Here is a 25,789-nt window from a genome sequence, read left to right on the forward strand (position 1 = left end):
TCGGGAATGGGGGCGCGTCCCCGCTGCCGCTCCCTGCCGTCGTTCCCAACGTTAGCCATGGCCCAGTCGGCAGCAGCCCGCTGTTGCCATTCCCCATTCCCAACTCCCCATTCCCAGCTCTCAGCCCATGTCCGTCCGCCTCAACAAGCACATCGCCGAGACCGGGTTTTGCTCGCGCCGCGAGGCCGATCGGCTGATCGCCGCGCGCCGTGTGACCGTCAACGGCCAGCCGGGTGGGGTCGGTTCGGTGGTGGGCGAGGGCGACGAGGTCAAGGTCGACGGGCAGCCGCTGCGCGCGCGCGCCAAGGCCAAGAGCGGGCGCCGCCACGTCTACATCGCGCTGAACAAGCCGATCGGGGTGACCTGTACCACCGAGAGCGCGGTCAAGGGCAACATCGTCGACTTCGTCGGCCACGAGCAGCGCATCTTCCCGATCGGGCGCCTGGACAAGGAGTCCGAGGGCTTGATCCTGATGACCAGCAACGGCGACATCGTCAACGAGATCCTGCGCGCCGAGAACCGCCACCAGAAGGAATACCTGGTGGCGGTGAACAAGCCGGTCACCGACGAATTCCTGCGCGGCATGGCCCGCGGCGTGCGCGTGCACGACCAGATGACCCTGCCGTGCCGCACCGCGCGGATCGCCAAGTTCGGTTTCCGCATCGTGCTGGAGCAGGGACTCAACCGGCAGATCCGCTTGATGGCCGCGGCGTTCGACTACCGGGTCACCCAGTTGCGCCGGGTGCGCATCGACAACATCAAGCTCGGCGCGCTGAAGCCGGGCCAGTGGCGCAATCTCACCGAGCAGGAACTGCGCGGCCTGCTGCCGCAGCGGCAGGAGTGGTAACCGCGTCCCGGTACCGGCGGCCGGCCGCCGCCGCGCGGGCTGGCGGCACGGGCGCCGTACCTGCCGGGGCTGGCGTCCGCCACGGATTTGGCCATACTGCGCAACGCCAACCGTCGCTTCCACCGGGTACTCCGTGATCAAGCCTCGCAAGCCCGCCAACGAAGCCGCACGCCTGCAGGCGCTGCATGCGTTGCAGATCCTCGATACCGAACCGGAAGCGTCCTACGACGATCTGGTCGGCATCGCCGCCAAGCTGTGCGACACGCCCTCGGCGCTGATCTCGCTGGTGGACGCCGAACGCCAATGGCTGAAGGCGCAGCGCAACGTGTGCCTGTTGAGCAATGCGCGCGACGAGTCGTTCTGCGGGCACACCATCCTGACCCCGGAGCAGGTCATGGTGGTCGCCGACGCCACCGCCGATGCGCGCTTCCAGCACAATCCGCTGGTCACCGAGGGCGGGGTGCGGTTCTACGCCGGCGCGCCGCTGCTGACCCGCGAAGGCCTGCCGGTCGGCACGGTGTGCGTGCTCGACAATCGTCCGCGTACCCTGGAGCCGGAACAACTGGCGGCGCTGCAGGCGCTGTCGCGGCAGGTGATGCAACTGATCGAACTGCGCCGCAGCAGCCATGCGCTGGCGCTGCAGCTGCGCGAACGCGCCTGGTACGAGCAGCAGTTGCTGCAGTACCAGGAATCGCTGGAATCGCTCAACGCCGAACTGCTGGAGCAGGCGCGCACCGATCCGCTGACCGGCCTGCTCAATCGCCGTGCCTTCGCCACCGCGCTGATGATCCACGCCGAGGCGGCGCAGGCGGGTTCGGCGCCGCTCAGTGTGGCGATCCTGGATCTGGACTACTTCAAGAGCGTCAACGACCTGCACGGCCACGACAAGGGCGACGAGGCGCTGCTGGCGCTGGCCGACATGCTGCGCGCGCGCCTGCCGCCGGACAGCGTCGTGGCGCGTTACGGTGGCGGCGAGTTCGCGCTGCTGCTGCCCGGCCTGGACGCGGCGCAGGCGATGCGCGTCTGCGAGCGTCTGCGCCAGGACACCAGCCTGCTGCAGCTCGGCGTGCCGCTCACCGCCAGCATCGGCGTGGCCACGCTGCAGGGCCGCGAGAGCGCCGAGGAGTTGCTCAAGCGCGCCGACCAGGGCCTGTACCAGGCCAAGCGTGCCGGCCGCGATTGCGTGTCGCTGGGGGCGTAGGCACGCCACCTCGCGAACTCAAATCACGCAAGACGCCTTCGCGCCGTACCCTCACCCCAACCCCTATCCCGGGGGGGAGAGGGGCTACTTCCCAGCATGCCGCGCCCTTCGCGTTGGCCTGCGGTGATGCCGCAACTGCACGGGACGGGGCAATCCCGACTCCCCAATCCCGGAGTGAGCGCTCCAGCGCTCACTCCACCACGTTCTTCGCCTCGCAGGTCGCCAGCAGTTCCGGGTGCTGCACCGGGCGTGTGCGGGTCAGCAGCGGATGCAGGAACACCGCGCCCAGGATCACCGCCACGCCGAGGTAGAACAGCCCGGTGAGCTGGCGTTGCTCGTCCAGCAGCACGATCGCGAACACGATTGCGTAGACCGGTTCCAGGTTTGTGACCAGTTGCACCGCGTAGGCGCTGAGCCGGCGCAGCGCGACCAGGGCCAGGGCGAACGGCAGCAGCGTGCACAGCAGCGCCAGCGCCAGCAGCAGCGCGGTGTCGTGCAGGCTGGGCAGCACCAGCAACGGTCCGCTCAGCGCCGGCAGCACCAACGGCAGCAACGGCGCCAGCGCGGTCAGGGTCAGGGTGCCTGCGCCCAGTTCCAGCGCGGTCACGGTCAGTGGATCGGCATGGTCGACCAGGCGCTTGTTGAGCGAGCCGAACGCCGCCACCAGCAACGCCGACACCGCGCCGACCGCCACGCCGGCGCGCATGCCATGCGGCACCCCGCCGACCACCAGCGCCACGCCGGGCAGCACCGCCAGGCCGAAGGCCAGTTCGCTGGGGCGGAACGGGCGCTTCGCCACCCACGGTTCGATCACTGCGGTGAATACCGGCGCCAGCGCAATGCAGGTCGCCGCCACCGAGGCATTGGCCAGCTTGATCGCACCGTAGAAGGTGAGCCAGTGCAGGCCGACCAGGGCGCCGACGATGGCATAGCCCAGCGCCAGCTTCGGCGTCAGCGCCGCCAGTCCGCGCCACACCCGCGGCAGCAGCGCCAGCGCCGCCACCACCATCAGCATGCGCCACCACACCAGCGGCAGCGCGGGCAGGGTGATCAGCTTGCCGAGAATCGCGGTGATCCCCCACAGCAGGACGCAGAAATGGATTTGCAGCTGGGCTTTGGTGGTGGGGTGCATCGGCATCCGCATATTGTCGCGCAAAGCGCGCCGCGACGGTCGCGGATCGGCACGCGGGTCAGGCGTCTGGCGCCGGCGGCGATCCGGTCCGCGCCATCCTGCGTGCATAGGCGGCGGTGAGTGGCGGCACCAGCAGCGCCGTCACCACCACCGAGGTCGCCACCAGCGCGGTCGCGGCCGGCGCGGTGGCGCGGAACTGCGGCGCTACGGCCGCCACCAGCGCCGGCGTGGCCACCGCCGCGCCGGCGGTGCTGGACGCAGCGAGGCCGGCGCTGCCGTTGCCGCCGGCCAGCCAGCGATCGGCCAGCAGCAGGGGGATCCCGGTCGCCACGATCACCCCCAGGCCGAGTGCGATCCCGGCCACGCCGGCATGGGCGACCATGCGCAGGTCCAGGGTGTTGCCCAGGGCGAAGGCGAAGAACGGGATCAGCGCCGGCACCGCCCGCGCGAACAGCGCGCGCAACGCCGGGTCCAGATTGCCGAGCGCGAAACCGGCCAGCAGCGGCAGCACCGCGCCCAGCAGCAGGCGTGGCTCGAAGCTGGCGACGCCGGCCGTGCCGAGGATCAGCATGGTCACCAGCGGTCCGGATTCCAGCGACATCAGCGCCATCGCCCCGGCCTCGCCGCGGCGGCCGTACTGCTGCATGAGCGCGGCGAACAGGCCGGCGTTGGTCATGTCCATCGCCGCGACCAGCGCCAGCACCGACATGCCACTCCACAGGCCGGCGACGATGCCGCCTGGCGGCAGCAGGCGCGCGGCGATCACCGCGGTCAGCCACGCCACCGCGATCTTGGTCAGTACCAGCACGCCGGAGGCGCGCAGCACGCGGCCGCCGCTGCGCAGCCGGATCGAGGCGCCCAGGCAGAAGCACCACACCGCCAGGATCGGCACCAGCCCGCCGATCAGGCCCTGGGTGAACGAGCCGAACCAGGCGCCGGCCTGCGGCCACAGCGTGTGGCAGAGGGCGCCGAGCAGCAGTGGTGCCAGCATCATGCCGCCGGGAAGACGTTCGAGCGTGCGCTTGATCTGCATCGAGAGCTCCGCGTGTGGAGGCGCGGCGCGCGGCCGCGGCCCGGCGACGGCGCCGGACGGGCGGTGTTGTACCGCAGCGCAGCGACCGGCGGGTGTCGCCGGGCGTGCGCGCGCGAGGCTCGGTTCAGTCGTGTTGCGGCCGTGGCGTCGCCGGTCGCGCTTGCGCCGTGCGCCACATTGCATGTGCGCGGCCGAACGCGTCACGCCTGTGCGGCGGACCCCAGCAGCTTCAGCAAGGCCATCGCCGCGGCGGGATTGCGTTCCTTGGCGGCGCTGATGAAGTAGACGAAGACCTCGCGCGGCGTGGCCTTGGCCACCGTCGCATCCGCATGCGGCAGCGCCTGCGGATCCTCGCCGCGGCGCCAGGCCTGTGCGTGCGCGGCCCAGGCCTGCAGCTCCTTGGGCGGGTAGCCATGGGCGATGTCGGCGCGGCTGCGCATCAGCCGCGCATAGACGAAGTCGGTGCTCAGGTCGGCGAAGGAGGGGAATTCGGGCGAATCGGTGAACACCGTGGCCACGCCGTGCCGCCGGGTCAGGTGCAGCAGTTCCGGGCCGACGCAGGCCGGATCGCGCACTTCCAGCACGTGGCGCAGCCGGTGTCCGCCGGTCTTGCGCGGCAATAGCTCCAGGAATGCGGCCAGGTCGTCCAGGTCCAGGCGATGGCCGTGCTCGAACTGCCACAACAGCGGGCCGAGGCGGTCGCCGAGGCTGGCGATGCCGCCGACGAAGTCCTCAACCTGCGTGCCGGCACCGGCCAGCTTCCGCAGCGTGGTGATGCGCTTGGGCGCCTTGGCCGAGAACAGGAAGCCCGGCGGCGTCTCGTCGCGCCAGCGCGCATAGGTCTCCGGCTTCTGCGCGCCGTAGTAGGTGCCGTTGATCTCGATGCTGGTGACGTGGCGGCTGGCGTATTCCAGCTCGCGTCGCTGCACCAGGCCCTGCGGATAGAACATGCCGCCGCGCCATGGCGCGTAGGTCCAGCCGCCGATGCCGACGCGGATGCCGTCCGGCGCGGCCGGGGCGGAGTCGAAGAGGTCGTTCATGCGGGCGTGTCCGGCTGCGGGCGGGGGGCGATTGTGCCGCAGCGTGGCGTTGCGGGGTGTCGTCGCGAGACGCAGGAGCTGGACGTGTCGTGGCAATGGCGGCCGTGGCCTGCGTGGGGGGGCGTGGCGTGCGCGAGGTCGTATGGCCTACCGGCGGGCGCTTGCGGGGACAAGGATGGAACGTGGTTGTGGCGTCGCGCTGCCTGGCTTGTCGACGTGGGCCGTCAGCGCAGGCACCGGTCGGAGCGGCAGTCGCCACGACGGCACCCGCCGTTGCTCTGTGGGCCTGCCGCAAACGGCCTGGCAGGCTCTACACTCGCCAGGTGCGCGCGCGGTGGCGTGCGGCTTCGGTTTCCCTTCTTCAGGAGCGACGCAGTTGAAGAGCATCTCGATGGGCTGCGGCCTGTTGCTGGCGATGAGCGCCACCGTGCAGGCGCAGGCGCCGGCCCCCACCGCGGTTCCCGCACCGGCGCCGGCCGCGCTGCCGCCGGGGCTGCAGGATCTGGACGCGCAGGTGGAGCGCGTGCGCAAGCAGTTCGACGTGCCGGGCATCGCCATCGCCATCGTCAAGGACGGGCAGGTGGTGCTGGAGCGCGGCTATGGCGTGCGCGAACTCGGTAAGCCGGAACCGGTGGACGCGCAGACCCTGTTCGCCATCGCCTCCAACACCAAGGCCTTCACCGCCGCGGCGCTGTCGATCCTGGCCGACGAGGGCAAGCTCAAGCTGGAGGACCGGGTGGTGGACCACCTGCCGTGGTTCCAGATGTCCGACGCCTACGTCACCCGCGAGATGCGCGTGCGCGATCTGCTCAGCCATCGCAGCGGCCTGAGCCTCGGCGCCGGTGACCTGCTGTTCTGGCCGGCCACCAGCTACAGCAACGAAGAGGTGGTGCGGCGGCTGGCGCACGTGCCGCTGAAGGGCGGTTTCCGCGACCGCTACGCCTACGACAACATCCTGTATGCGGTGGCGCAGAAGCTGATCGAGCAGGTGTCCGGGCAGAGCTACGCCGACTTCGTACGCCAGCGCATCTTCGTGCCGGTGGGCATGACCGGCGCGCGCATCAACAGCGACCACCTCCAGCCGGGCGATGCAGCCGCGGTCGGCCATGCCAAGTTCGATTTCCGCGAGCTGCGCACGGTGGCGCCGCTGACCTGGTCCAACAATTCCGGCGCCGGCGGCATCTACGCCAACGTGCACGACATGGCCAAGTGGATGCAGGTGCAGCTCGACGGCGGCCGCCTGCCGGCGGCCGATGGCCAGGCGCGGCAGTTGTTCAGTGCGCAGCGCCAGCAGGAGATGTGGCAGATGATCACGCCGATCGCGATCTCCGAGCCGAGCGTGCCGGAACTGCTGCCGGCCAGGCCCAACTTCGCCGGCTACGGCGAGGGCTGGAGCCTGAGCGACTACCGCGGCGCCAAGCTGGTCTGGCACACCGGCGGCTGGCCGGGCATGGTCTCGCGGCTGACCCTGGTGCCGGAGCGCAAGCTGGGCGTGATCGTGCTGACCAACCAGGAGGTCGGCGCCGCCTTCAACGCGATCACCCTGCGCGTGCTGGACGCCTACCTGGGCGCGCCGGCGACCGACTGGACGGCTGCCTACGCCAAGGCCGTGGCCAAAGCCGATGCCAACGCCGACGAGGACTGGGCCAAGCACGTGGCCGCGCGCGACGCCAAATCCACGCCGTCGCTGCCGCTGTCCGGCTATGCCGGCACCTACCGCGACCCGTGGTACGGCGACGTGGTGGTGCGCCAGCAGGGCAAGCGCCTGGAACTGCAATTCAGCAAGACCGCGCAACTGGTCGGCACCCTGGAGCACTGGCAGCACGACACCTTCATCGTGCGCTGGCGCGACCGCTCGCTCAATGCCGACGCCTTCATCAATTTCGCGCTCACGCCCGACGGCAAGGTGCGCGAGGCGCGCATGCAGGCGATCTCGCCGCTGACCGATTTCAGCTTCGATTTCCAGGATCTGGTGCTCACGCCGGTGGAGTGACTGCTGGGAATCGGGAATGGGGAATAGGGAATGGTAGGAGCGGCTTCAGCCGCGACCGGGCTTCCTCGGTGAAGCCCGTCGCGGCTGAAGCCGCTCCTGCGAGAGGGAACGATGGAGGAGCCACTGTCGCGAATCCCAAATCCCAAATCCCGGCGCTACCGCGTCGCGGCTGAAGCCGCTCCTACGAGGGAAAGCGATGCGCACGGGCAGCCGCTTTTGCGATTCCCCATTCTCCACTCCCCATTCCCAGCGTCACGAAGCGTGACGCCGAATACGCTACCCTGACGCCCCTTTTCAGGCATGACGTGGCGATGTTCCGCTGGTTCGAGTCCCTGATCGAGGTCTTTCCGAAGATCGAGACGCAGATGCCGCCGCGTGGGGTGGTGCGCTTCTATCTGCACTATCTGCGCCCGCTGTGGCCGTTGCTGCTGACCACGCTGCTGGCCGGTCTCGCGCTGGCCCTGGTGGAAGTGGCGATGTTCGACTTCCTCGGTCGCATCGTCGACATGGTCGCCGAGCAGCCGGGGCCGGACTTCTTCCAGCGCCACGCGGGCGAACTGCTGTGGATGGCCTTCATCGTGCTGGTGGCGCGGCCGCTGTTCGTGGCCCTGCACAACCTGCTGGTGAACCAGGCGATCGTGCCCGGCCTGAGCAACCGCGCGCGCTGGCTGATGCACAACTACGTGGTGCGGCAGAGTCTGGGCTTCTTCCAGAACGATTTCGCCGGGCGCATCGCCAACCGGGTGATGCAGACCGGCACCTCGCTGCGCGAGTCGGCGGTGCAGATGGTCGATGCGCTCTGGTACATCGTGGTCTATACCGGCAGCGCGCTGTATTTGTTCGCGCAGGCCGATCCCTGGCTGATGGCGCCGCTGCTGGTGTGGGTGCTGGTCTATGTGGGGCTGATGGTCTACTTCGTGCCGCGGATGAAGCAGCGCGCTTGGATCGCCTCGGACGCGCGCTCCAAGGCGATGGGCCGCATCGTCGACGGCTACACCAACATCGCCACGCTCAAGCTGTTCTCGCACGCCGGGCGCGAGCAGGCCTACGTGCGCGAGGCGATCGACGAACTGGCGGTCAAGCACCGCGGGCAGACCCGCATGACCACGGCGATGGACAGCGCCATCGCCATCGTCAACGGCTTCCTGATCGCGGTGACCTGCGGGCTGGCGCTGTGGCTGTGGAGCCGCGGCCAGATCAGCGTCGGCGCGATCACCCTGGCCACCGGCCTGGTGATCCGCATCCACAACATGTCCGGCTGGATCATGTGGACCGTCAACGGCATCTTCGAGGACATCGGCGCGGTGCAGGACGGCATGGAGACCATCGCGCAGCCGGCGCAGGTGCAGGACCGCGCCGACGCGGTGCCGCTGCGCGTGGAGCGCGGCGAGGTGCGCTTCGAGCACATCCACTTCCACTACGGTAAGCGCGGCGGGGTCATCGCCGGGCTCGACCTGCAGGTGCGCGCGGGCGAGAAGATCGGCCTGGTCGGGCCATCCGGCGCCGGCAAGTCGACCCTGGTCAACGTGCTGCTGCGGCTGTACGACCTGGAGCAGGGCCGCATCCTGATCGATGGCCAGGACATCGCCGGCGTCACCCAGGAGAGCCTGCGCCAGCAGATCGGCCTGGTCACCCAGGACACTTCGCTGCTGCACCGTTCGATCCGCGACAACCTGCTGTACGGCCGCCCCGATGCCAGCGAGGCGCAATTGCGCGCCGCGGTGGCCAAGGCGCGCGCCGACGAGTTCATCGAGCAGTTGCAGGATGGCGAGGGCCAGCGCGGCTACGACGCGCACGTGGGCGAGCGCGGGGTCAAGCTGTCCGGCGGCCAGCGCCAGCGCATCGCCATCGCCCGCGTGCTGCTCAAGGACGCGCCGATCCTGATCCTGGACGAGGCCACCTCGGCGCTGGATTCGGAAGTGGAGGCGGCGATCCAGGACAGCCTGGACGAGCTGATGGCCGGCAAGACGGTGATCGCGATCGCCCACCGGCTCTCGACCATCGCGCGGATGGACCGGCTGGTGGTGATGGACCGCGGCGCCATCGTCGAGACCGGCACCCACGCCGAACTGGTCGCCCGCGGCGGTCTGTACGCGCGGCTGTGGGCGCGCCAGACCGGCGGCTTCGTCGCGGCGGATTGAAGACGGCGCCGCGCCAGGCGGCTGCGGCGCAGCGGGGCATGGCACGCCTGGCGGCGCTGCCGGCGGGCGGCGGGACGCCGTGCCTGGCCCGGGGCGGCGCCCGCCGCCCGGCAATGCGACAATGCGCGGCTTACCGACGTTCGCCAGACCATGTCCCGATTGCAGTTCCAGCTCCACACCACCGACGGCGCCGCCCGTCGCGGCCGCCTGACCTTCCCACGCGGGACGGTCGAGACCCCCGCGTTCATGCCGGTGGGCACCTATGGCTCGGTCAAGGGCGTGCTGCCCGAGCAGATCAAGGCGCTGGGCGCGCAGATCATCCTCGGCAACACCTTCCACCTGTATCTGCGCCCGGGCCTGGACGTGATCGGCGATCACGGCGGCCTGCACGGCTTTGCCCGCTGGGACGGGCCGATCCTCACCGATTCCGGCGGTTTCCAGGTGTTCTCGCTGGCGCACCGGCGCAAGATCAGCGAGCAGGGCGTCACCTTCGCCTCGCCGACCGACGGCGCCAAGGTGTTCCTGGGGCCGGAGGAGAGCATGAAGATCCAGCGGGTGCTCGATTCGGACATCGTGATGATCTTCGACGAGTGCACCCCATACCCGGCCACCGAGGACGTGGCGCGGCGCTCGATGGAACTGAGCCTGCGCTGGGCGCAGCGCTCGCGCGACGCGCACGACGCGCTGGGCAACGATGCGGCGCTGTTCGGCATCGTCCAGGGCGGCGTGCATGCGGACCTGCGCAGCCGCTCGATCGAGGGACTGCAGGCGATCGGCTTCGACGGCTATGCGATCGGCGGCCTGGCAGTGGGCGAGCCGGAGCACGAGCGCAACGCCATGCTCGAGCACCTGCATCCGCGCCTGCCCGGCGACCGCCCGCGCTACCTGATGGGCGTGGGCCGGCCGGAGGACCTAGTCGAGGGCGTGGCCCGCGGCGTGGACATGTTCGACTGCGTGATGCCGACCCGCAACGCGCGCAACGGCCACTATTTCACCTCGTTCGGCACGGTGCGCATCCGCAACGCCAAGTACGAGCGCGACCTCGACCCGATCGAGCCGGGCTGCGGCTGCCACGCCTGCAGCAGCGGCTACACCCGCGCCTACCTGCGCCACCTGGACCGCTGCAACGAGATGCTGGCGCCGATGCTCGGCACCCTGCACAACCTCTGGTACTACCAGAAGCTGATGGCCGACATGCGCGCGGCGATCGCCGCGGGAACCTTTGCCCAGTTCCGGCGGTCCTTCTATGCGGCGCGCGGGGTCGAAGCCACACCACTCCCGTCGGAGCAAGGCTGAAGCCCCTCTCCCCCCGGGAGAGGGGTTGGGGTGAGGGTCCGGGCGCAGCCTCGTGCAGTCCAAGTGACACGAGGCTTCGCTCGTACCCTCATCCGCCGCTGCGCGGCACCTTCCCCCGAGAAGGGGGCCGTGGGTCCCGAAGGGAGAAGGGAGGTACGCCGCGGCCGTTCCGGGGGTTGGGGGAAGATCGTGGCATAATCGGCGGCTGCTTGCCGCCTCAAGGCAAACCAGCGGTCCGTGCCCCCAGGGCGGCGGGCTGCCCAAACCATAGGACGCACCCGATGAATCCGCTCGATTTCCTGATCCCCGTCGCCCAGGCCCAGACCGCCGGCGGCACCGCCCCGGCCGGTGGCGGCCTGCAGATGTTCCTGCTGCCCATCATCCTGATCGCGGTGATGTATTTCGTGATGATCCGGCCGCAGATGAAGCGCCAGAAGGAACACAAGTCGATGCTGGACAAGCTCGGCCGTGGCGACGAGGTCATCACCTCCGGCGGCGTGGCCGGCGTGGTCACCGACATCGGCGACAACTTCATCACCATCGAAGTGGCCGACAACGTGCGCATCCGCGTGCAGAAGGGCGCCGTCGGCAATGTCCTGCCGAAGGGCACGCTGAAGTCCGCCTGATCCATTTCTCCTACTGCTAGGCGCGACGCCGGCGTGGCGTCGTGCGGGGTCCCGCAATGCTCGAGTTTCCGCGCTGGAAGTATGTCCTCATCCTGATCGTGCTGGCGTTGAGCGCGTTGTACGCGCTGCCCAACGTGTACCAGAAGGATCCGTCGGTCCAGATCACCGCCAGCCGTGGCGGCAAGATCGACGACGCCCTGCGCGAGCGGGTCCTCGCCGACCTGAAGACGGCCGGGATCACCCCGAAGCGGGTCGACAAGGAAGGCGACAGCCTGATGGTGCGCCTGCCGAACCTGCAGGCGCAGACCCGTGCCAACGACGTGCTGCGCCAGCAGGTGGGCGAGAACTACACGGTGGCGCTGAACCTGGCCTCGACCGTGCCGGACTGGCTGTCGCGGCTGGGCGGCAAGCCGATGGTGCTGGGCCTGGACCTGGTCGGCGGCGTGCACTTCGCGCTGCAGGTGGACCAGAAGGCGGCGCTGGAAAAGCGCCTGGACGCCTTCGCCGAAGACATCCGCACCACCTTGCGCGACGGCCGTCTGGCCTACCGTTCGGTCGAGCGCCGTCCGGACAACAGCATCCAGGTCAGCCTGGGCGAGGGCGTGGACGCCAGCGCCGCGCGCGCCGCCATCGCCAAGGCGCAGCCGACCCTGAGCTACGCGGTGTCCGGGCAGACCATCACCGTCACCGTGCCGGAGGCGGAGCTGAAGCAGATCGCCGCCGGCGCCATCGAGCAGAACCTCACCACGCTGCGTAACCGCGTCAACCAGCTGGGCGTGGCCGAACCGATCATCCAGCGCCAGGGCGACGACCGCATCGTGGTCGAGCTGCCGGGCGTGCAGGACACCGCCGAGGCCAAGCGCATGATCGGCGCCACCGCTACGCTGGAGTTCCGCGGCGTGGTCGACGGCAATGCCGAGGACGCGGTGCGCAGCGGCAACATCCCGCCCGACGCCAAGGTCTACCGCCTGCGCGACAGCGGCGCCCCGGTGCTGCTGAGCAAGCGCGTGCTGGTGTCCGGCGACCAGATGGTCAACGCCACCGTCAGCACCGACCAGAACGGCATGCCGGCCGTGGCGGTGACGCTCAACAACGCCGCCGGCCAGCGCATGTTCGACTACACCAGCGCCAATACCGGCAAGCTGATGTCGGTGGTCTACATCGAGCGCATCCCCACCGTGACCATGGTCGACGGCAAGGAAGTGCGCAGCGTGCGCGTCAACGAGGAGGCGCTGGCGCCGACCCGTATCGCCGGCGTGTTCGGCAAGAACTTCCAGACCACCGGCCTGGAGAAGACCGAGGCCGAGAACCTGGCCAAGCTGCTGCGCGCCGGTTCGCTGGCCGCGCCGATGGACTTCGTCGAGGAATACGTGATCGGCCCCAGCCTGGGCGCGGAGAACGTGGAGCGCGGCATCACCGCGGTGGTCTATGCGTTCCTGTTCACCCTGGTGTTCTTCAGCGTGTACTACCGCATGTTCGGCCTGATCACCTCGGTCGCGCTGCTGATGAACCTGCTGATCGTGGTCTCGGTGATGTCGCTGTTCGGCGCCACCATGACCCTGCCGGGCTTCGCCGGCCTGGCGCTGTCGGTGGGCCTGTCGGTGGACGCCAACGTGCTGATCAACGAGCGTATCCGCGAAGAGCTGCGCCTGGGCGTGCCGCCCAAGTCGGCGATCGCCGCCGGCTACGAGAAGGCCGGCGGCACCATCCTCGACGCCAACCTCACCGGCATCATCGTCGGCGTGGCGCTGTACGCGTTCGGTACCGGCCCGCTGAAGGGCTTCGCCCTGACCATGATCATCGGCATCTTCGCCTCGATGTTCACCGCGATCACCGTGTCGCGCGCGCTGGCGGTGCTGATCTACGGCCGTCGCAAGAAGCTCAAGTCCGTGGCGATCTGAGCCGCGCACGCCATCTTCCGCACGACCCCGCGCCAGCAGGCGCGGGCTCCAAAAAACGCAGAGCGGTCTCCAATGAAAATCTTCCCGCTTCACCTGATCCCCAACGACACCAAGATCGACTTCATGCGCTGGCGGCACCCGACCCTGGTGCTGATGCTGGTGCTGGCGCTGGCCTCGTTCGCGGTGATCTTCGCCAAGGGCTTCAACTACGCGCTGGAGTTCACCGGTGGCGCGCTGGTGCAGACCAGCTTCCAGAAGCCGGTCGACGTGGACCAGGTGCGCGAGCAACTGGCCAAGGCCGGCTTCGAGAACGCGCAGGTGCAGAACGTCGGCAGCGGCAACGAGGTGGTGATCCGCCTGCAGCCGCAGGGCGAGCACAACAACGAGGACATCACCAAGAACCTCGCCGAGCAGGTGCGCAAGGCGGTGAGCACGCCGCAGAACCCGGCCACGGTCAAGCCGGGCGAGTTCGTCGGCCCGCAGGTCGGCAAGGACCTGGCGCTGAACGGCGTCTATGCCACGGTGTTCATGCTGGTCGGCTTCCTGATCTACATCGGCTTCCGCTTCGAGTGGAAGTTCGCGGTGGTGGCCAGCCTGACCGCGCTGTTCGATCTGCTGGTGACGGTGGCCTACATGTCGGTCACCGGCCGCGAGTTCGACCTCACCGTGCTGGCCGGCCTGCTGTCGGTGATGGGCTTTGCGATCAACGACATCATCGTGGTGTTCGACCGCGTGCGCGAGAACTTCCGCAGCCTGCGCGTGGACCCGATCGAGGTGCTGAACCGCTCGATCAACCAGACCCTGTCGCGTACGGTGATCACCGCGGTGATGTTCTTCCTGTCGGCGCTGGCGCTGTACCTGTATGGCGGCGAGTCGATGGAAGGCCTGGCGCTGACCCACATGATCGGCGCGGTGATCGTGGTGGTCTCCTCGGTGATCGTGGCGGTGCCGCTGCTGTCGATCGGGCCGTTCCAGGTCACCAAGCAGGATCTGCTGCCGAAGGCCAAGGATGTGGAGGCGCTGGCGCGTCGGCCGTGATGGGGCTGGGATTGGGGATTCGGGATTGGGGATTCGTAGAAGCGTGATTTCCTGGGCCTGAAGCACCTCCTTTTGTGACAAAAAAGCCGCGCGGATGCGCGGCTTTTTCTTTGTGCGGATGCCGGGGTTCCTCTGCCGTAGGAGTCAACTGTCATGCAGCCGCGATGGCAGGAGGAGCGTACGGGGCCTGATCGCGCGCGATGGCATTGAGCCAGCGCAGGAACTTGTGCATGCAGGCGACGATGGCGACCTTGGCCGGTTTGCCGCCTGCGCGCAGGCGCGCGTAAGTGTTGGCCAAGGGGGATTTGGCGCGGATGCTGGCCCAGGTGGCCATGTACAGCACGCGCCGCACGTCGGCACGTCCGCCTTTGATGCGGCGTTGGCCTTTCCAGCAGCCGCTGTCGTGATTGAACGGGGCCAGCCCGACCAGGGCAGCGAGCTTGCGTGGCGGCAGCGTACCCAGCTCTGGCAACCGCGCGGCCAGAACCGCGCGCAGGATCGTGCCGAGCCCAGGCACCGGGGGGAGGCTCGAGCAGGTCTTGCCCTGCTGCTCGATCTCCTGCGTCAACGTCTGGATCTGCTGGTTCAGCAGGGCGATCACCTCTCGGCAACGGTGTTGCACCTTGGCGCTGGTGATGTGCTCCAGGCGCCGCCGATGGGTATCACGCTGGCTCACCAGGGTGGCACGCAGGTCCAGCAGTTCGCGAAGAGACTGCTGGTGCTCAGGTACCACGGGCGTGGGCATGGTCGGGATGTGCTGGGCGGCGATGGCCAGCAGGCGCGCGTCCAGGGCATCGGTCTTGGCATGCAGGCCCAAGGCCTGTGCTAGCTTGCGCGGACGATCGGCGGCCATCCGCACTGCCGGCAGGTCCGCCTCTCGGAGCACCTGCAGCACGGCATGTTCGTAGCCGCCACTGGCTTCCAGCACGATCCGCTCGCAGCCCAGCTCGGCCAGGCGTTGGGCCAGCGCACGCTGCCCCTGTGGCGTATTGGGTTGGGTCCAGGTCTGCTCGTCCGGCAAGACATGAATGACCAGTTCGGCCTTGGCAACATCGATCCCGACAAAGCGACGCATAGACGTTCTCCGCAGTAGACTCAGGGGTGAGAGCACTCCTGCCGATGCCCATGCTTGTGGAGTTCGAGCTCGCGACTCGGGCAACTGTTCGGGCTTGTGAGGCAGGAGACACGGAGTGCGGCGGCGCTGACTCCTACTCGTGCTTGCTGGCACTGCGGGCTACACGGCCTGCCGCACTCCGCTCTCACCTGCAACGATAGACCCTCTTTTGACACAAGCGGCTTCAGCCGCGACGCGTTACCGGTAAGGCATCGCGGCTGAAGCCGCTCCTACAGGAACGTCTGCAGGGTTGCAGCGCGTGCCGGCATCATGGGACTGGGCCGTCGACGACGGCCCGTCCCTTCGCAGCGTTCGTGCCGCGTGGGGCGTTCCGACTAGGCCGCGTTGGCCGTCGCGCGGGCGACCAGTTGCGCCACCATCGGGTAGGTCTCGCTGCGCACCTGGAACTGGCCAACGATCTCCACCAGGTCGCCGGCCTGCTGCTCCATCGCGCGTGCCGCGGCGGTGGCTTCCTCGACCAGGGCGGCGTTCTGCTGGGTGGTCTCGTCCATCTGGGTGACGGTCTGGTTGACCTGCTCGATGCCGGCCGACTGCTCCTGCGAGGCGGCGGCGATCTCGCCCATGATGTCGGTGACGCGCTGCACCGAGGCCACGATGTCCTGCATCGTCGTGCCGGCCTGGGCGACCAGGGTCGAACCCGCGCTCACGCGCTCGACCGAGTCGTCGATCAGCGTCTTGATTTCCTTGGCGGCGCTGGCCGAGCGCTGGGCGAGGGTGCGGACCTCGCTGGCGACCACGGCGAAGCCGCGGCCCTGTTCGCCGGCACGGGCGGCTTCCACCGCGGCGTTGAGCGCCAGGATGTTGGTCTGGAAGGCGATGCCGTCGATGACGCCGATGATGTCGGCGATCTTCTTCGAGGCGACCTCGATGCCGTCCATGGTGGTGACCACCTGGCCGACCACGCTGCCGCCCTGCGAGGCCACCGCGGCGGCGCCGGCGGCGAGTTGATTGGCCTGGCGCGCGTGTTCGGCGTTCTGCTTCACCGTGGCGGTCAGTTCCTCCATCGAGGCGGCGGTTTCCTCCAGGCTGGCGGCCTGCTGCTCGGTGCGGCGCGACAGGTCGTCGTTGCCGCTGGCGATCTCGCCGGCCGCGGTGTCGATGCTGGCCGCGGCCTGCTGGATGCGGCCGACCATGTCGGTCAGCTGCGCGACGGTGGCGTTGGCGTCGTCGCGCATCCGTGCAAACACGCCGTGGAACTCGCCCTGCATGGTCTGGGTCAGGTCGCCGGCGGCGATCGCGCGCAGCAACTGCGACAGCGCCGCCAGGTTGGTCTCGGTGCCGGTCATCATCGTGTTGAGGTTGGCGACCATGTCGTGGAAGGCGTGGCGGAAGCGCTGCGCTTCGCCGCGGCGTGAGAAATCGCCCTGCGCCGCGGCGCGCACCAGCAGGTCGATCTCGTGGTTGATCGCGCCCAGGTTGCGCTTCACCTTGGCCATGGTCTCGGTCAGGATCGCCATCTCGCCGGGGAACTGCTCCAGGTCGCGGCTGAGGTCGCCTTCGGCGTACTCGCCCATCAGCGTGATCAGCCGCTGCTTGACCGAAATATGGCTGTGCACCAGGGCATTGGTGTCGCGCACCATGCGCCCGTAGTCGCCGGGGAAACGCGCTTCGTCCATGCGGAAGCTGATCTGGCCGGCGGCGTGCTGCCGGGCCATCTCGGTCTGCGCCTGGATCACCGTGCGCAGTTCCTCCTGCATCTGCCGCATGTCGTTGAGCAGCGACGGCGCCTGCGAGCGCAGCCGCACCTCCTGCGACAGGTCGCCGCTGGCGATGCGGCGGACCACGTCGGCCGCGTAGGCCGGCTCGCCGCCGAGCTGGCGCATCAGGCTGTTGCGGACCAGCAGGCCGAGCAGGATCGCGGCGACGATGCCGACCAGCATGCCGCCCAGGCTGGTCCATTCGCCGGACTGCGCGCGCGCCTCGCTCTCGGCCTTGCGCACCTGCAGCAGTGCGCGTTCGGCGTTCTCGTACTGGCCGATCGTGGCGCGCAGCCCGTCCATCTGCTGCTTGCCGACGGTCCGGAATGCATCCAACTGGGCGTCGTCGCTGTCGGCGGCGGTGGCGCGCATGTGCTCCACCGCCTTGCGCTTGGTGGCCATGAACTGCGTGTAGTCCTGCATCAGGGTCTGCAGGCGCGCCTGCTGCGCCGGGTTGTCCGCGGTCAACTGCTTGGACTCCTGCCACTGTGCGCTGAACTCGCGTTCGCCGAGTTCGAGCGGCGCCAGGTAGGACGGATCGCGGGTCAGGGCGAAGCCGCGCGCGCCGCTCTCGATGTTGAGCAGGCTCACCAGCATGCGGTCGCCGAGGGTGATGACCTTGTAGGTATGCGCGTCCAGCGCGGCGGCGCTGGTGAACTTGCGGAAGCCGATCAGGCTGGTGATGCCCACCAGCAACAACATGGCGATCACGCCGCAGAAGCCGATTGCCAGGCGCTTGGTGACGGTGAGATGATGGAAGGACACGCGAGATCTCCGATAGATGCGAGAGAGCGGCGCCACCGGCTCCATTGCCGCGGGGACGGCAACGCAGGCACGGATCAGCGGGGGAAGTTCGGGCAAAAGCCCGCATCTGTATCGGCCGCGTTTTCGGGATCTTTAGGGGTTTTTTTCGCCGATCTCAGCGTGCGCATCGCCCCAGGCCGCGGGGCCTGCATGGCGCACGTCGTAACGCGTTCTTCTACGCAAGCGCCAATCAAGCAGCGGTGAAGCGCACGGCGTGCAGTGCGTGAGCACGGCGTGACGCGCCTGCCACGCCGCGTGCCGCCTCGGGCGGAGATGTCTTTCTCGCAGGACGCGGCCTGCACCGCGCGCGGCGATCGTCGGGATCCCCGAGTGCGGGATCTGCGAATGCCGGGCACAAAAAAAGCCGCGCAAGTGCGCGGCTTTCTGCTGTGTCGATGTCGCTGTGCCGGCGCAGCGCCGGTCGCCTCGCTCAGAACTTCGCGTCGAACTCGCCGGCGAAGCCGGTGTTGACGATCAGCTTCTGCAGCGCGTCGCCGACCTTCAGGTTGCCGGCCACCACCTGGAACTGCTGTGGGCCGCGGTCGTCGATGCGGCCCAGGGTGCCGCCCTTGAAATCGGTGACGCGGCCACCGGCCTCGCGCACCAGCAGCACGCCCGCGGCGATGTCCCAGGCCTTCACCCCGGCTTCGAAGTAGGCGTCGCTGCGGCCGCAGGCGACATAGGCCAGATCCAGCGCCGCCGAGCCGGTGCGGCGGATGTCCTCGGCCTGCACCAGCAGCGCATCCACACACTTGAGCTGGGGGCTGGCACGCTTGCGCTCGCGCGGGGCGAAGCCGGTGTGGACCATGGCGCCGTTGAGTTCCTTGCGCTCGCTGACGCGGATGCGGCGGTCGTTGAGCACCGCGCCGTTGCCGCGGCTGGCGGTGAACAGTTCGTTGCGGAGCGGATCGAAGATCACCGCGTCGACCGGCTCGCCGTTCTCGACCAGGGCGATCGACACGCAGTAGTGCGGGAAGCCGCGCAGGTAGTTGCTGGTGCCGTCGAGCGGGTCGATCACCCACATGTAGCGGCCGCCGCCCTGCACGCCGCTTTCCTCGCCCATCACGCCGTAGTCGGGGTAGGCGCGGCGCAGCTCCTTGACGATCACCTTTTCCGCATCGGCATCGACTTCGCTGGCGTAGTCCATGCGGTCCTTCTGCACCACGTTCAGCGCTTCCAGGCGGTTGATGTGGCGCAACAGGACGTTGCCGGCGAGGCGGGCGGCCTTGACCATGACGGTAACGGCGGGTTTTTGCATGGCAAGCGCTCCCGAGAAGGCGGAGGTGGGTCTGGAGGAGGAAAAGAGCAGTCCGGCGCCAAGGCCGGCCGCACAGTTTACCATCTACGCCCCCGTTCGCTTCGCCTGCCGTGCCGCCATGACCGATTCCACCCGTATCCGCTTCGTCCTGGTCGGGACCCAGCATCCCGGCAACATCGGTGCGGCCGCGCGCGCGATGAAGACCATGGGCCTGTCGCGGTTGGTGCTGGTGGCGCCGGAATGCGAGCTGGACACCGAGGCCTACCGGCGTTCTGCCGGGGCCGAGGACCTGCTGCAGCAGGCGCCGGTGTTGCCCGCGCTGAGCGACGCGGTGGCCGATTGCCGGCTGGTGCTGGGCTGCACCGCACGCAGCCGCCGCGTGTCGCTGGAGGAACTGCTGCCGGCCGATGCCGCGCAGCGCCTTACCGCGACCAGCGCCGAGCCGGCGGAAGTGGCGCTGGTGTTCGGCCGCGAGCGCACCGGCCTGACCAACGAGGAGCTGCAGCTGTGCCACGCGGCCGTGCACATTCCCTCCGATCCGGCGTTCAGCTCGCTCAATCTGGCCGCGGCGGTGCAGGTGCTGGCCTACGAGCTGCGCCTGGCGCACCTGCGCGGCGTCGCCCCGGCGCCTGCGCCGGCACCGGGCTTCCGCGAGGCGCCGGCCAGTCATGCGCAGGTGGAAGGCCTGTTCGGGCAGTTGGCCGAGACCCTGGACGACATCGACTTCCACAAGGGGCGCGCCCCGGACTCGGCGATGCGCAAGCTGCGCCGGCTGTTCCTGCGCACCGAACTGACCGAACAGGAGGTGCGCCTGTTGCGTGGCGTGCTGTCCGATGCGCAGCGCATGGCGCGGCTGGCCGGACAGGCCGGAAACTGAGGCCCGTCAAGGCGCGAAGGCGACGAGCGCGGCACATGTCGCGAGGCACGGGCCGGGCGATGGACACCGGCGCGGCGGGCGCCATTCTGTGACGCTGTCACCGGCATGCGCTTTCGGCTAGGCTTTGCAAGGTCTATTTGGGGATCGCGGTTTGTCCAGTTCGCGTTGGCGGGTGGTCGTGGTGTGGCTGGCGCTGGCGATCTGCTGGCCCGCGTCCGTGCACGCGCGGCCCTCGGTCCTGGTGCTGGGGCGCATCAGCGACAACCCCAAGGCCCATTACGAGCAACTCAAGCCGCTGCTGGACTACGTGGTGCCGCGCATGCGCGAGGTCGGCATCACCTCCGGGCAGATCCTGATGGCCCGCGACAGCCAGCAGATGAGCAGTTACCTGCGCCGTGGCCGGGTCGACTGGGTCACCGAGACCGCCGCCACCGCCATGGCGCTGGAACAGCGCGGCGGCGCCAAGCCGCTGCTGCTGACCGAGCGCAACGGCGTGCGCCAGTACCACACCGTGTTCTTCGTGCGCCGCGACGGGCCCGTGCATGACCTGTCGGACCTGAAGGGGCATACCCTGGCCCTGCAGAGCGCGCTGTCCACCAGCGCATACCTTGTGCCGATGATGACGCTGTTCGAGCACGATCTGCATCCGGAGATCCTGCTCTCGACCAAGGACCAGCCCTCGGCGGACACGGTCGGCTATGTGTTCGCGCGCTCGGAGCTGAACATCGCCGCCTTCGTGCACAAGCATCTGGTGGATGCGGGGGCGTTCAGCAACCTCGACTGGGACGACGAGCGCCGCATTCCGCCGGCGTTCCTGCGCGATTTCCGGGTGATCTACCGCAGCGAGCCGTATCCGCGCGCGGTGGAGATGGTGCGCAGCGACCTGCCGACCGAGGTGGAGACGCGCTTGCGCGAGGTCCTGCTGCACGCCGCCGACGACCCGCAGGGGCGCGCGGCGCTGCGCCAGTTCTTCGGGACCTCCGGGTTCTATCCGATCGATCCGGCGTCGCAGAAGCGCCTGGACAGCCTGCGCGCCGGCGTGGCGCGGGTGAGGCTGGAAGTGGAATGAAGAGCATGCGTTTCGGGTTGCAGGCCAGGTTCCTGTTGGCCATGGGCGTGGCTGCCCTGCTGGTGATGGCGATCCTGGCACTGCTGCTGGAGCGCCAGGCGGCGATGCAGCGCGAGGTGCGCACGCTCAGCGGCAACGCCATCCACAGCCTGTTCGACAGCAGCATGCGCACCCGCGGCGAGTCGCTGGCGCGGCAGCTGGCCGATTCGCTCGCCAATCCGGTGTACTACTCCGACCTGGACGCGATCGGCACGCAGGTGCGCGGCGCGCTGGGCTATGTCGCGGTGGCCTATGTGCTGGTCTACGACGCCGATGGACGGTTGATCCACGACGGCAGCGAGAGCCTGGCGGGGTACGGACAGCGCATGCGCGGGCCGATGGCCGAGGCCGCAATCCGCGCAAAGGGGCTGCTGGCCCAGGAGTCGCCGGAGTTCCTCGACGTGTCGATGCCGATCATGATCGGCGACCAGCGCGTGGGCGGGGTGCGGGTGGGCATGTCCTGGGCGCGTGCGCAGGAATACGAGCGCAAGGCCGGGCAGAACCTCGACCAGCGCCTGGGCGCATTGGGCAAGCGCCATCTCGGCTGGTTGCTGCTGTTGCTGGCCGCGCTGGGCCTGACCGCGGCGATGGTGACGGTCTACGTGCAGCGCACCCTGGTGGCACCGTTGCGCTGGATGGCGGCGGCCGCGCGCCAGATCGAGGCCGGCAACTATGCGGTGGAGCGCCGCGACAGCGGCCGCCACGACGAGGTCAGCGAATTGCTGCGCGCGTTCGGGCGGATGAGCGAGGCGATCGCCCGCCACGACCGCGATGTGCGCCACATGGCCTACACCGATGCGTTGACCGGGCTCACCAACCGGCTCGCGTTCCGCGAGGCGCTGGACCATCGCATGCTGTCGGCACGCGCCTCGCAACGCCGGCTGGCGCTGCTGTTCGCCGACATCGACGATTTCAAGCGGATCAACGACACGCTCGGTCACGAGGCCGGCGACGAAGCCCTGCTGCAGTTCGCGCGGCGCATCCAGCTGGCGGTGGAACAGCTGGGCGGCGACGACGCGCTGCTGGCGCGCTTCGGTGGCGACGAGTTCGTGATCCTGGTGGAGGACGCGCAGGCGGCCAAGGTCGCCACCGCGCTGGCGCAGCGGCTGGTGCAGGAACTGCGCGAGCCACTGCGGATCCAGGGCCGCGAGGTGTTCATGGGCACCTCGATCGGCATCACCGTCTATCCGGGCGATGCCGAGGATGCGTCGGCACTGCTGAAGAACGGCGATATCGCCATGTACCAGGCCAAGCTGGCCGGCAAGAACTGCCACCGCTTCTACAGCCGCGCGATGGACTATGCGGTGGAGCGGCGCGTGCACATGGAGCACGAGCTGCGCGGCGCCTGGGAGCGCGACGAACTCAAGCTGGCCTATCAGCCGATCTTCCGCACCCAGGACCGGCGCATGGTCGGCGTGGAAGTGCTGCTGCGCTGGCAGCACCCTGCAATGGGCACGATCTCGCCGACGGTGTTCATCGACGTGGCCGAACAGAGCGGCTTGATCGAAAGCATCGGCCCGAAGGTGCTGCGTGCGGCCTGCAGCGAGGCCACGCAGTGGCGGCGCGCCGACGGCAGCGCCGACCTGTTCGTCTCGGTCAACGTCTCGCCGCGGCAGTTGCGCAGCGGCGACCTGCCCGAAGTGGTGGCCGACTGCCTGCGCGAGTCCGGATTGCCGGCGGCGCAGCTGCACCTGGAACTGACCGAGACCGCGGTGATCGGCGACGAACTGCAGGCGGCGAGCATGCTGGCGCGGCTGCACCGCACTGGCGTCAAGGTCTGGCTGGACGACTTCGGCACCGGGTTCTCCGGCCTGAGCCACCTGCGCCAGGTGCCGGTGGACGGGGTCAAGATCGACAAGAGCTTCGTCGCCGACCTGCAGCGCGATCCGGACGACCTGGCGTTGACCACCGCGATCATCGCCATGGCGCATTCGCTGGACATCACCGTGGTCGCCGAGGGCATCGAGCAGGAGGCGCAGTTCGAGCTGTTGCGCGAGCGCGGCTGCGAACTGGGGCAGGGCTTCTGGCTCAGCCGCCCGCTCAGCGCCGAGGAGTTCCGCCAGTTGCTGGCCAGCGAGGATGCGCCGCCGGCCGATGCCTGAGGGTTGCCGCGGCGCCGCGGCCCGCGGCCGCCGCTCGCGTGGCGGTCGCCATCGCGCGGGTCAGGGCAGCAATGGACGCTTGCCGGTGTCGCCGGCGATCTCGCGCACCAGCTTCGGCACGAGATAACCGGACAGGCGCGCGGCCAGCCCCTGGTGCAGCGCCAGCGCCGTGGCATCGTCGACTTCGAAATGGGCCACGCCCTGCACCCGGTCCAACTGGTGCAGGTAGTAGGGCAGCACGCCGGCGGCGAAGCTGCGCTCGCTCAGCGCGGCCAGCGCCTCGACGCTGTCGTTGACCCCGCGCAGCAGCACCGCCTGGTTGAGCAGGTGCGCCCCGGCTTCGCGCAGGCGCGCCAGCGCGGCATCGACGCCGGCATCGAACTCGTTGGCGTGGTTGGCGTGGATCACGAACGCCAGCGGCCACGGCAGTGCGCGCAGCCAGGCCAGCAGCGGCGCGTCGACGCGTTCGGGCAGCACCACCGGCAGGCGGCTGTGGATGCGCAGGCGCTTGAGTTGCGGCAGCGCCGCAAGCGCCTCGGTGAGTTCGACCAGTTTCGGCGTGGCCAGCGACAGCGGATCGCCGCCGGACAGGATCACTTCCTCGATGCTGGGGTCGGCCGCGATCGCCGCCACCGCCGTGCGCCAGCCATCGCGCGCGGCGGTCTCGTCGGCATACGGAAAATGCCGACGGAAGCAGTAACGGCAGTGCACGGCGCAACTGCCGGTGGCCACCAGCAAGGCGCGGCCGCGGTACTTGTGGATCACCCCGTCGGCCTTCTTGGCCGCGGTGTCGCCGACCGCATCCAGGGCGAAGCCGGCGACCAGGCGCTGCTCGTCGTCGATCGGCAGCACCTGGCGCAGCAGCGGATCGTGCGGGTCGCCCGGGCGCATGCGCGCGACGAAGCTGCGCGGCACGCGCAGCGCGAATTGCGTCGCAGCCTGTTCGGAGACGCCCAGCGCCTGCGGATCCAGGCCCAGCAAGGCCAGCAGCTCGCGCGGATCGCGCACGGCATCGCGCCAGGCCTGCTGCCAGCGCGGCGGCGCGGCGGCGGGCAGGGGCGGGGACGGCTGCATCGGGCGGGGGGCTGCGGTTATCATAGGCGGTCATCACACGAGCGCCCGCCGTTGCGGCGGAGCTTCCATTCTATCCGGCCGGCCGCCGAACGCGGCGGGTTTGCCTTACCCGAGGAGTTTCAGATGGCCAGCTACGGCATGAACGACGTCAAGAACGGGATGAAGATCCTGGTCAACAGCGAGCCTGCGATCATCACCGATACCGAATACGTCAAGCCCGGCAAGGGCCAGGCGTTCACCCGCGTCAAGTACCGCTTCATCAAGTCCGGGCGCGTGGTCGAAATGACCATGAAGGCGACCGACAGCGTGGAAGCGGCCGACGTGGTCGACACCGACATGCAGTACCTGTACAGCGACGGCGAGTACTGGCACTTCATGCAGCAGGAAACCTTCGAGCAGGTGCAGGCCGACAAGGCCGGCGTCGGCGACGCCGCCAAGTGGATCAAGGGCGAGGAAGACTGCGTGGTGACGCTGTGGAACGGTACGCCGATCCAGGTCACCCCGCCGAACTTCGTCGAACTGAAGATCGTCGAGACCGACCCGGGTGTGCGCGGCGACACCTCCGGCGGCGGCGGCAAGCCGGCCACCCTGGAGACCGGCGCAGTGGTGCGCGTGCCGCTGTTCGTCGGCCAGGACGAAGTGATCCGCGTCGACACGCGTTCGGGCGAATACGTCTCGCGCGTCAAGTAAGCCGGCATGCCCGCGGCCGCCGCCGGCCGCGGGCATGCGCACGCGCTGGCGTGCGGCGGCCAGGCAGCGCCAAGCGCCGGAGCGCCGCGCGGCGGTGAAGGACCACCTCGCTCCCAGGAATTCCCGTGACCACCAGCCACGCCGACAGCGTCGACAGCAAGTATCCACACGACCGCGTCGTGTTCTTCAGCGATGCGGTGTTCGCCATCGCCATCACCCTGTTGGCCGTCGAGATCAAGGTGCCGGGGCATGCCGAGGTCGAGGCCGCCGGCGGCATCCTGGCCGCGCTGCACCGGATGCTGCCGCTGTTCATCGGCTTTGCGGTCAGCTTCCTGGTCACCGCGTTGTTCTGGAAATCGCACCTGCAGCTGTGCCGGCACATCCGCCAGTTCGATGACCGGCTGATCTGGCTCAACGTGCTGCAGTTGCTGCTGATCGGCCTGCTGCCGTTCTCCACCGCGCTGTATTCGGACTATTTCGGCAGCCACGAGGCCTTCTCGGTGTACTGCGCGCATCTGGCCACGATCGGCCTGGCCGGGTACTGGCTGCATGCCTATGCGGTGCGCAAGGAAGGCCTGGCGCAGCGACTGGGCCCGCTGCAGGCGCAGGCGATGAAGCTGCGCGCGGCGGTCTCGCCGGTGGTGTTCGCGTTGTGCATCCCGGTGGGCATGGTCGCGCCCTGGCTGGGCCGCTTCGGCTTCCTGGCGATCTTCCTGCTGCAGTGGCTGGTGCTGCGCGTGTACCAGCGGCGCATCCGCCAGGCCCAGGCGGCACCGGCACCGTGATCCTTTCTTTT

At 69.1% G+C, this 25,789-nt stretch carries 20 protein-coding genes; 13 read left to right on the top strand and 7 right to left on the bottom strand.

Annotated elements, in window-relative coordinates:
- Nucleotides 1–127: 127 nt before the first annotated feature.
- Nucleotides 128–847, top strand: coding sequence for a pseudouridine synthase (locus AC1PLR_RS07760; protein ID WP_481103182.1), 720 nt, complete (start codon nucleotides 128–130; stop codon nucleotides 845–847).
- Nucleotides 848–980: 133 nt separating this feature from the next.
- Entirely contained in the window at nucleotides 981–2,048 is a 1,068-nt protein-coding gene (locus AC1PLR_RS07765) for a GGDEF domain-containing protein (protein WP_481103183.1), read from the top strand.
- 190 nt (nucleotides 2,049–2,238) lie between these two features.
- Here the strand turns inward: AC1PLR_RS07765 and AC1PLR_RS07770 are convergent, their stop codons facing one another.
- The 3 genes from AC1PLR_RS07770 to AC1PLR_RS07780 all read right to left on the bottom strand — a co-directional run bounded on the left by AC1PLR_RS07770 (nucleotide 2,239) and on the right by AC1PLR_RS07780 (nucleotide 5,253).
- Complete coding sequence (locus AC1PLR_RS07770; protein WP_019799620.1) at nucleotides 2,239–3,186, bottom strand: EamA family transporter; 948 nt, start codon at nucleotides 3,184–3,186, stop codon at nucleotides 2,239–2,241.
- Nucleotides 3,187–3,238: 52 nt separating this feature from the next.
- Nucleotides 3,239–4,213 (bottom strand): 2-keto-3-deoxygluconate permease, encoded by a 975-nt coding sequence (locus AC1PLR_RS07775; RefSeq protein ID WP_481103184.1) that lies wholly within the window; start codon nucleotides 4,211–4,213, stop codon nucleotides 3,239–3,241.
- Between the two features lie 200 nt (nucleotides 4,214–4,413).
- Nucleotides 4,414–5,253, bottom strand: a complete 840-nt coding sequence (locus AC1PLR_RS07780) for a DUF72 domain-containing protein (RefSeq protein ID WP_481103185.1) — start codon at nucleotides 5,251–5,253, stop codon at nucleotides 4,414–4,416.
- A 415-nt stretch (nucleotides 5,254–5,668) separates the two neighbouring features.
- Here AC1PLR_RS07780 and AC1PLR_RS07785 point away from each other — a divergent pair, with 415 nt between their 5' ends.
- From AC1PLR_RS07785 to secF, 6 genes are all read left to right on the top strand, one after another.
- Nucleotides 5,669–7,246 (top strand): serine hydrolase, encoded by a 1,578-nt coding sequence (locus AC1PLR_RS07785; protein WP_481103556.1) that lies wholly within the window; start codon nucleotides 5,669–5,671, stop codon nucleotides 7,244–7,246.
- Nucleotides 7,247–7,557: 311 nt separating this feature from the next.
- Entirely contained in the window at nucleotides 7,558–9,387 is a 1,830-nt protein-coding gene (locus AC1PLR_RS07790; protein ID WP_481103186.1) for an ABC transporter ATP-binding protein, read from the top strand.
- A 150-nt stretch (nucleotides 9,388–9,537) separates the two neighbouring features.
- Entirely contained in the window at nucleotides 9,538–10,683 is a 1,146-nt protein-coding gene (tgt, locus tag AC1PLR_RS07795; RefSeq protein WP_043095645.1) for a tRNA guanosine(34) transglycosylase Tgt, read from the top strand.
- Between the two features lie 281 nt (nucleotides 10,684–10,964).
- Nucleotides 10,965–11,309: a preprotein translocase subunit YajC gene (gene yajC / locus AC1PLR_RS07800; RefSeq protein ID WP_010343515.1), complete on the top strand. Its 345-nt coding sequence runs from the start codon at nucleotides 10,965–10,967 to the stop codon at nucleotides 11,307–11,309.
- 56 nt (nucleotides 11,310–11,365) lie between these two features.
- Entirely contained in the window at nucleotides 11,366–13,210 is a 1,845-nt protein-coding gene (secD, locus tag AC1PLR_RS07805) for a protein translocase subunit SecD (RefSeq protein WP_420007303.1), read from the top strand.
- A gap of 72 nt (nucleotides 13,211–13,282) precedes the next feature.
- Entirely contained in the window at nucleotides 13,283–14,248 is a 966-nt protein-coding gene (secF, locus tag AC1PLR_RS07810) for a protein translocase subunit SecF (RefSeq protein WP_420007302.1), read from the top strand.
- A gap of 151 nt (nucleotides 14,249–14,399) precedes the next feature.
- On the opposite strand, the gene AC1PLR_RS07815 is transcribed toward secF, so the two are convergent.
- From AC1PLR_RS07815 to AC1PLR_RS07825, 3 genes are all read right to left on the bottom strand, one after another.
- Nucleotides 14,400–15,323: an IS110 family transposase gene (locus AC1PLR_RS07815; protein WP_481102227.1), complete on the bottom strand. Its 924-nt coding sequence runs from the start codon at nucleotides 15,321–15,323 to the stop codon at nucleotides 14,400–14,402.
- A 374-nt stretch (nucleotides 15,324–15,697) separates the two neighbouring features.
- Complete coding sequence (locus AC1PLR_RS07820; protein WP_481103187.1) at nucleotides 15,698–17,845, bottom strand: methyl-accepting chemotaxis protein; 2,148 nt, start codon at nucleotides 17,843–17,845, stop codon at nucleotides 15,698–15,700.
- 469 nt (nucleotides 17,846–18,314) lie between these two features.
- A complete protein-coding gene (locus tag AC1PLR_RS07825; protein ID WP_048492516.1) occupies nucleotides 18,315–19,142 on the bottom strand; it encodes an inositol monophosphatase family protein in 828 nt (275 codons plus the stop codon).
- A gap of 118 nt (nucleotides 19,143–19,260) precedes the next feature.
- Between AC1PLR_RS07825 and AC1PLR_RS07830 the strand changes: the two genes are divergently transcribed.
- The 3 genes from AC1PLR_RS07830 (at nucleotide 19,261) to AC1PLR_RS07840 (ending at nucleotide 23,229) form a co-directional block, all read left to right on the top strand.
- Entirely contained in the window at nucleotides 19,261–20,019 is a 759-nt protein-coding gene (locus AC1PLR_RS07830) for an RNA methyltransferase (RefSeq protein WP_420007300.1), read from the top strand.
- Between the two features lie 151 nt (nucleotides 20,020–20,170).
- The gene (locus AC1PLR_RS07835; RefSeq protein WP_442538137.1) at nucleotides 20,171–21,088 is read left to right on the top strand and encodes a phosphate/phosphite/phosphonate ABC transporter substrate-binding protein; all 918 of its coding nucleotides are present in this window, start codon (nucleotides 20,171–20,173) and stop codon (nucleotides 21,086–21,088) included.
- Nucleotides 21,085–23,229 (top strand): putative bifunctional diguanylate cyclase/phosphodiesterase, encoded by a 2,145-nt coding sequence (locus AC1PLR_RS07840; protein WP_420007299.1) that lies wholly within the window; start codon nucleotides 21,085–21,087, stop codon nucleotides 23,227–23,229. The genes AC1PLR_RS07835 and AC1PLR_RS07840 overlap by 4 nt, the downstream gene beginning before the upstream one ends.
- Before the next feature lie 60 nt (nucleotides 23,230–23,289).
- On the opposite strand, the gene epmB is transcribed toward AC1PLR_RS07840, so the two are convergent.
- The gene (epmB, locus tag AC1PLR_RS07845) at nucleotides 23,290–24,327 is read right to left on the bottom strand and encodes an EF-P beta-lysylation protein EpmB (RefSeq protein WP_481103188.1); all 1,038 of its coding nucleotides are present in this window, start codon (nucleotides 24,325–24,327) and stop codon (nucleotides 23,290–23,292) included.
- 99 nt (nucleotides 24,328–24,426) lie between these two features.
- Here epmB and efp point away from each other — a divergent pair, with 99 nt between their 5' ends.
- Together efp and AC1PLR_RS07855 are read left to right on the top strand one after the other, a co-directional pair.
- Nucleotides 24,427–24,993, top strand: coding sequence for an elongation factor P (gene efp / locus AC1PLR_RS07850; RefSeq protein ID WP_043095640.1), 567 nt, complete (start codon nucleotides 24,427–24,429; stop codon nucleotides 24,991–24,993).
- Between the two features lie 125 nt (nucleotides 24,994–25,118).
- Nucleotides 25,119–25,778: a TMEM175 family protein gene (locus AC1PLR_RS07855; protein ID WP_481103189.1), complete on the top strand. Its 660-nt coding sequence runs from the start codon at nucleotides 25,119–25,121 to the stop codon at nucleotides 25,776–25,778.
- Nucleotides 25,779–25,789: the final 11 nt, after the last annotated feature.

The organism is Xanthomonas sp. NCPPB 3570, from assembly GCF_056725115.1.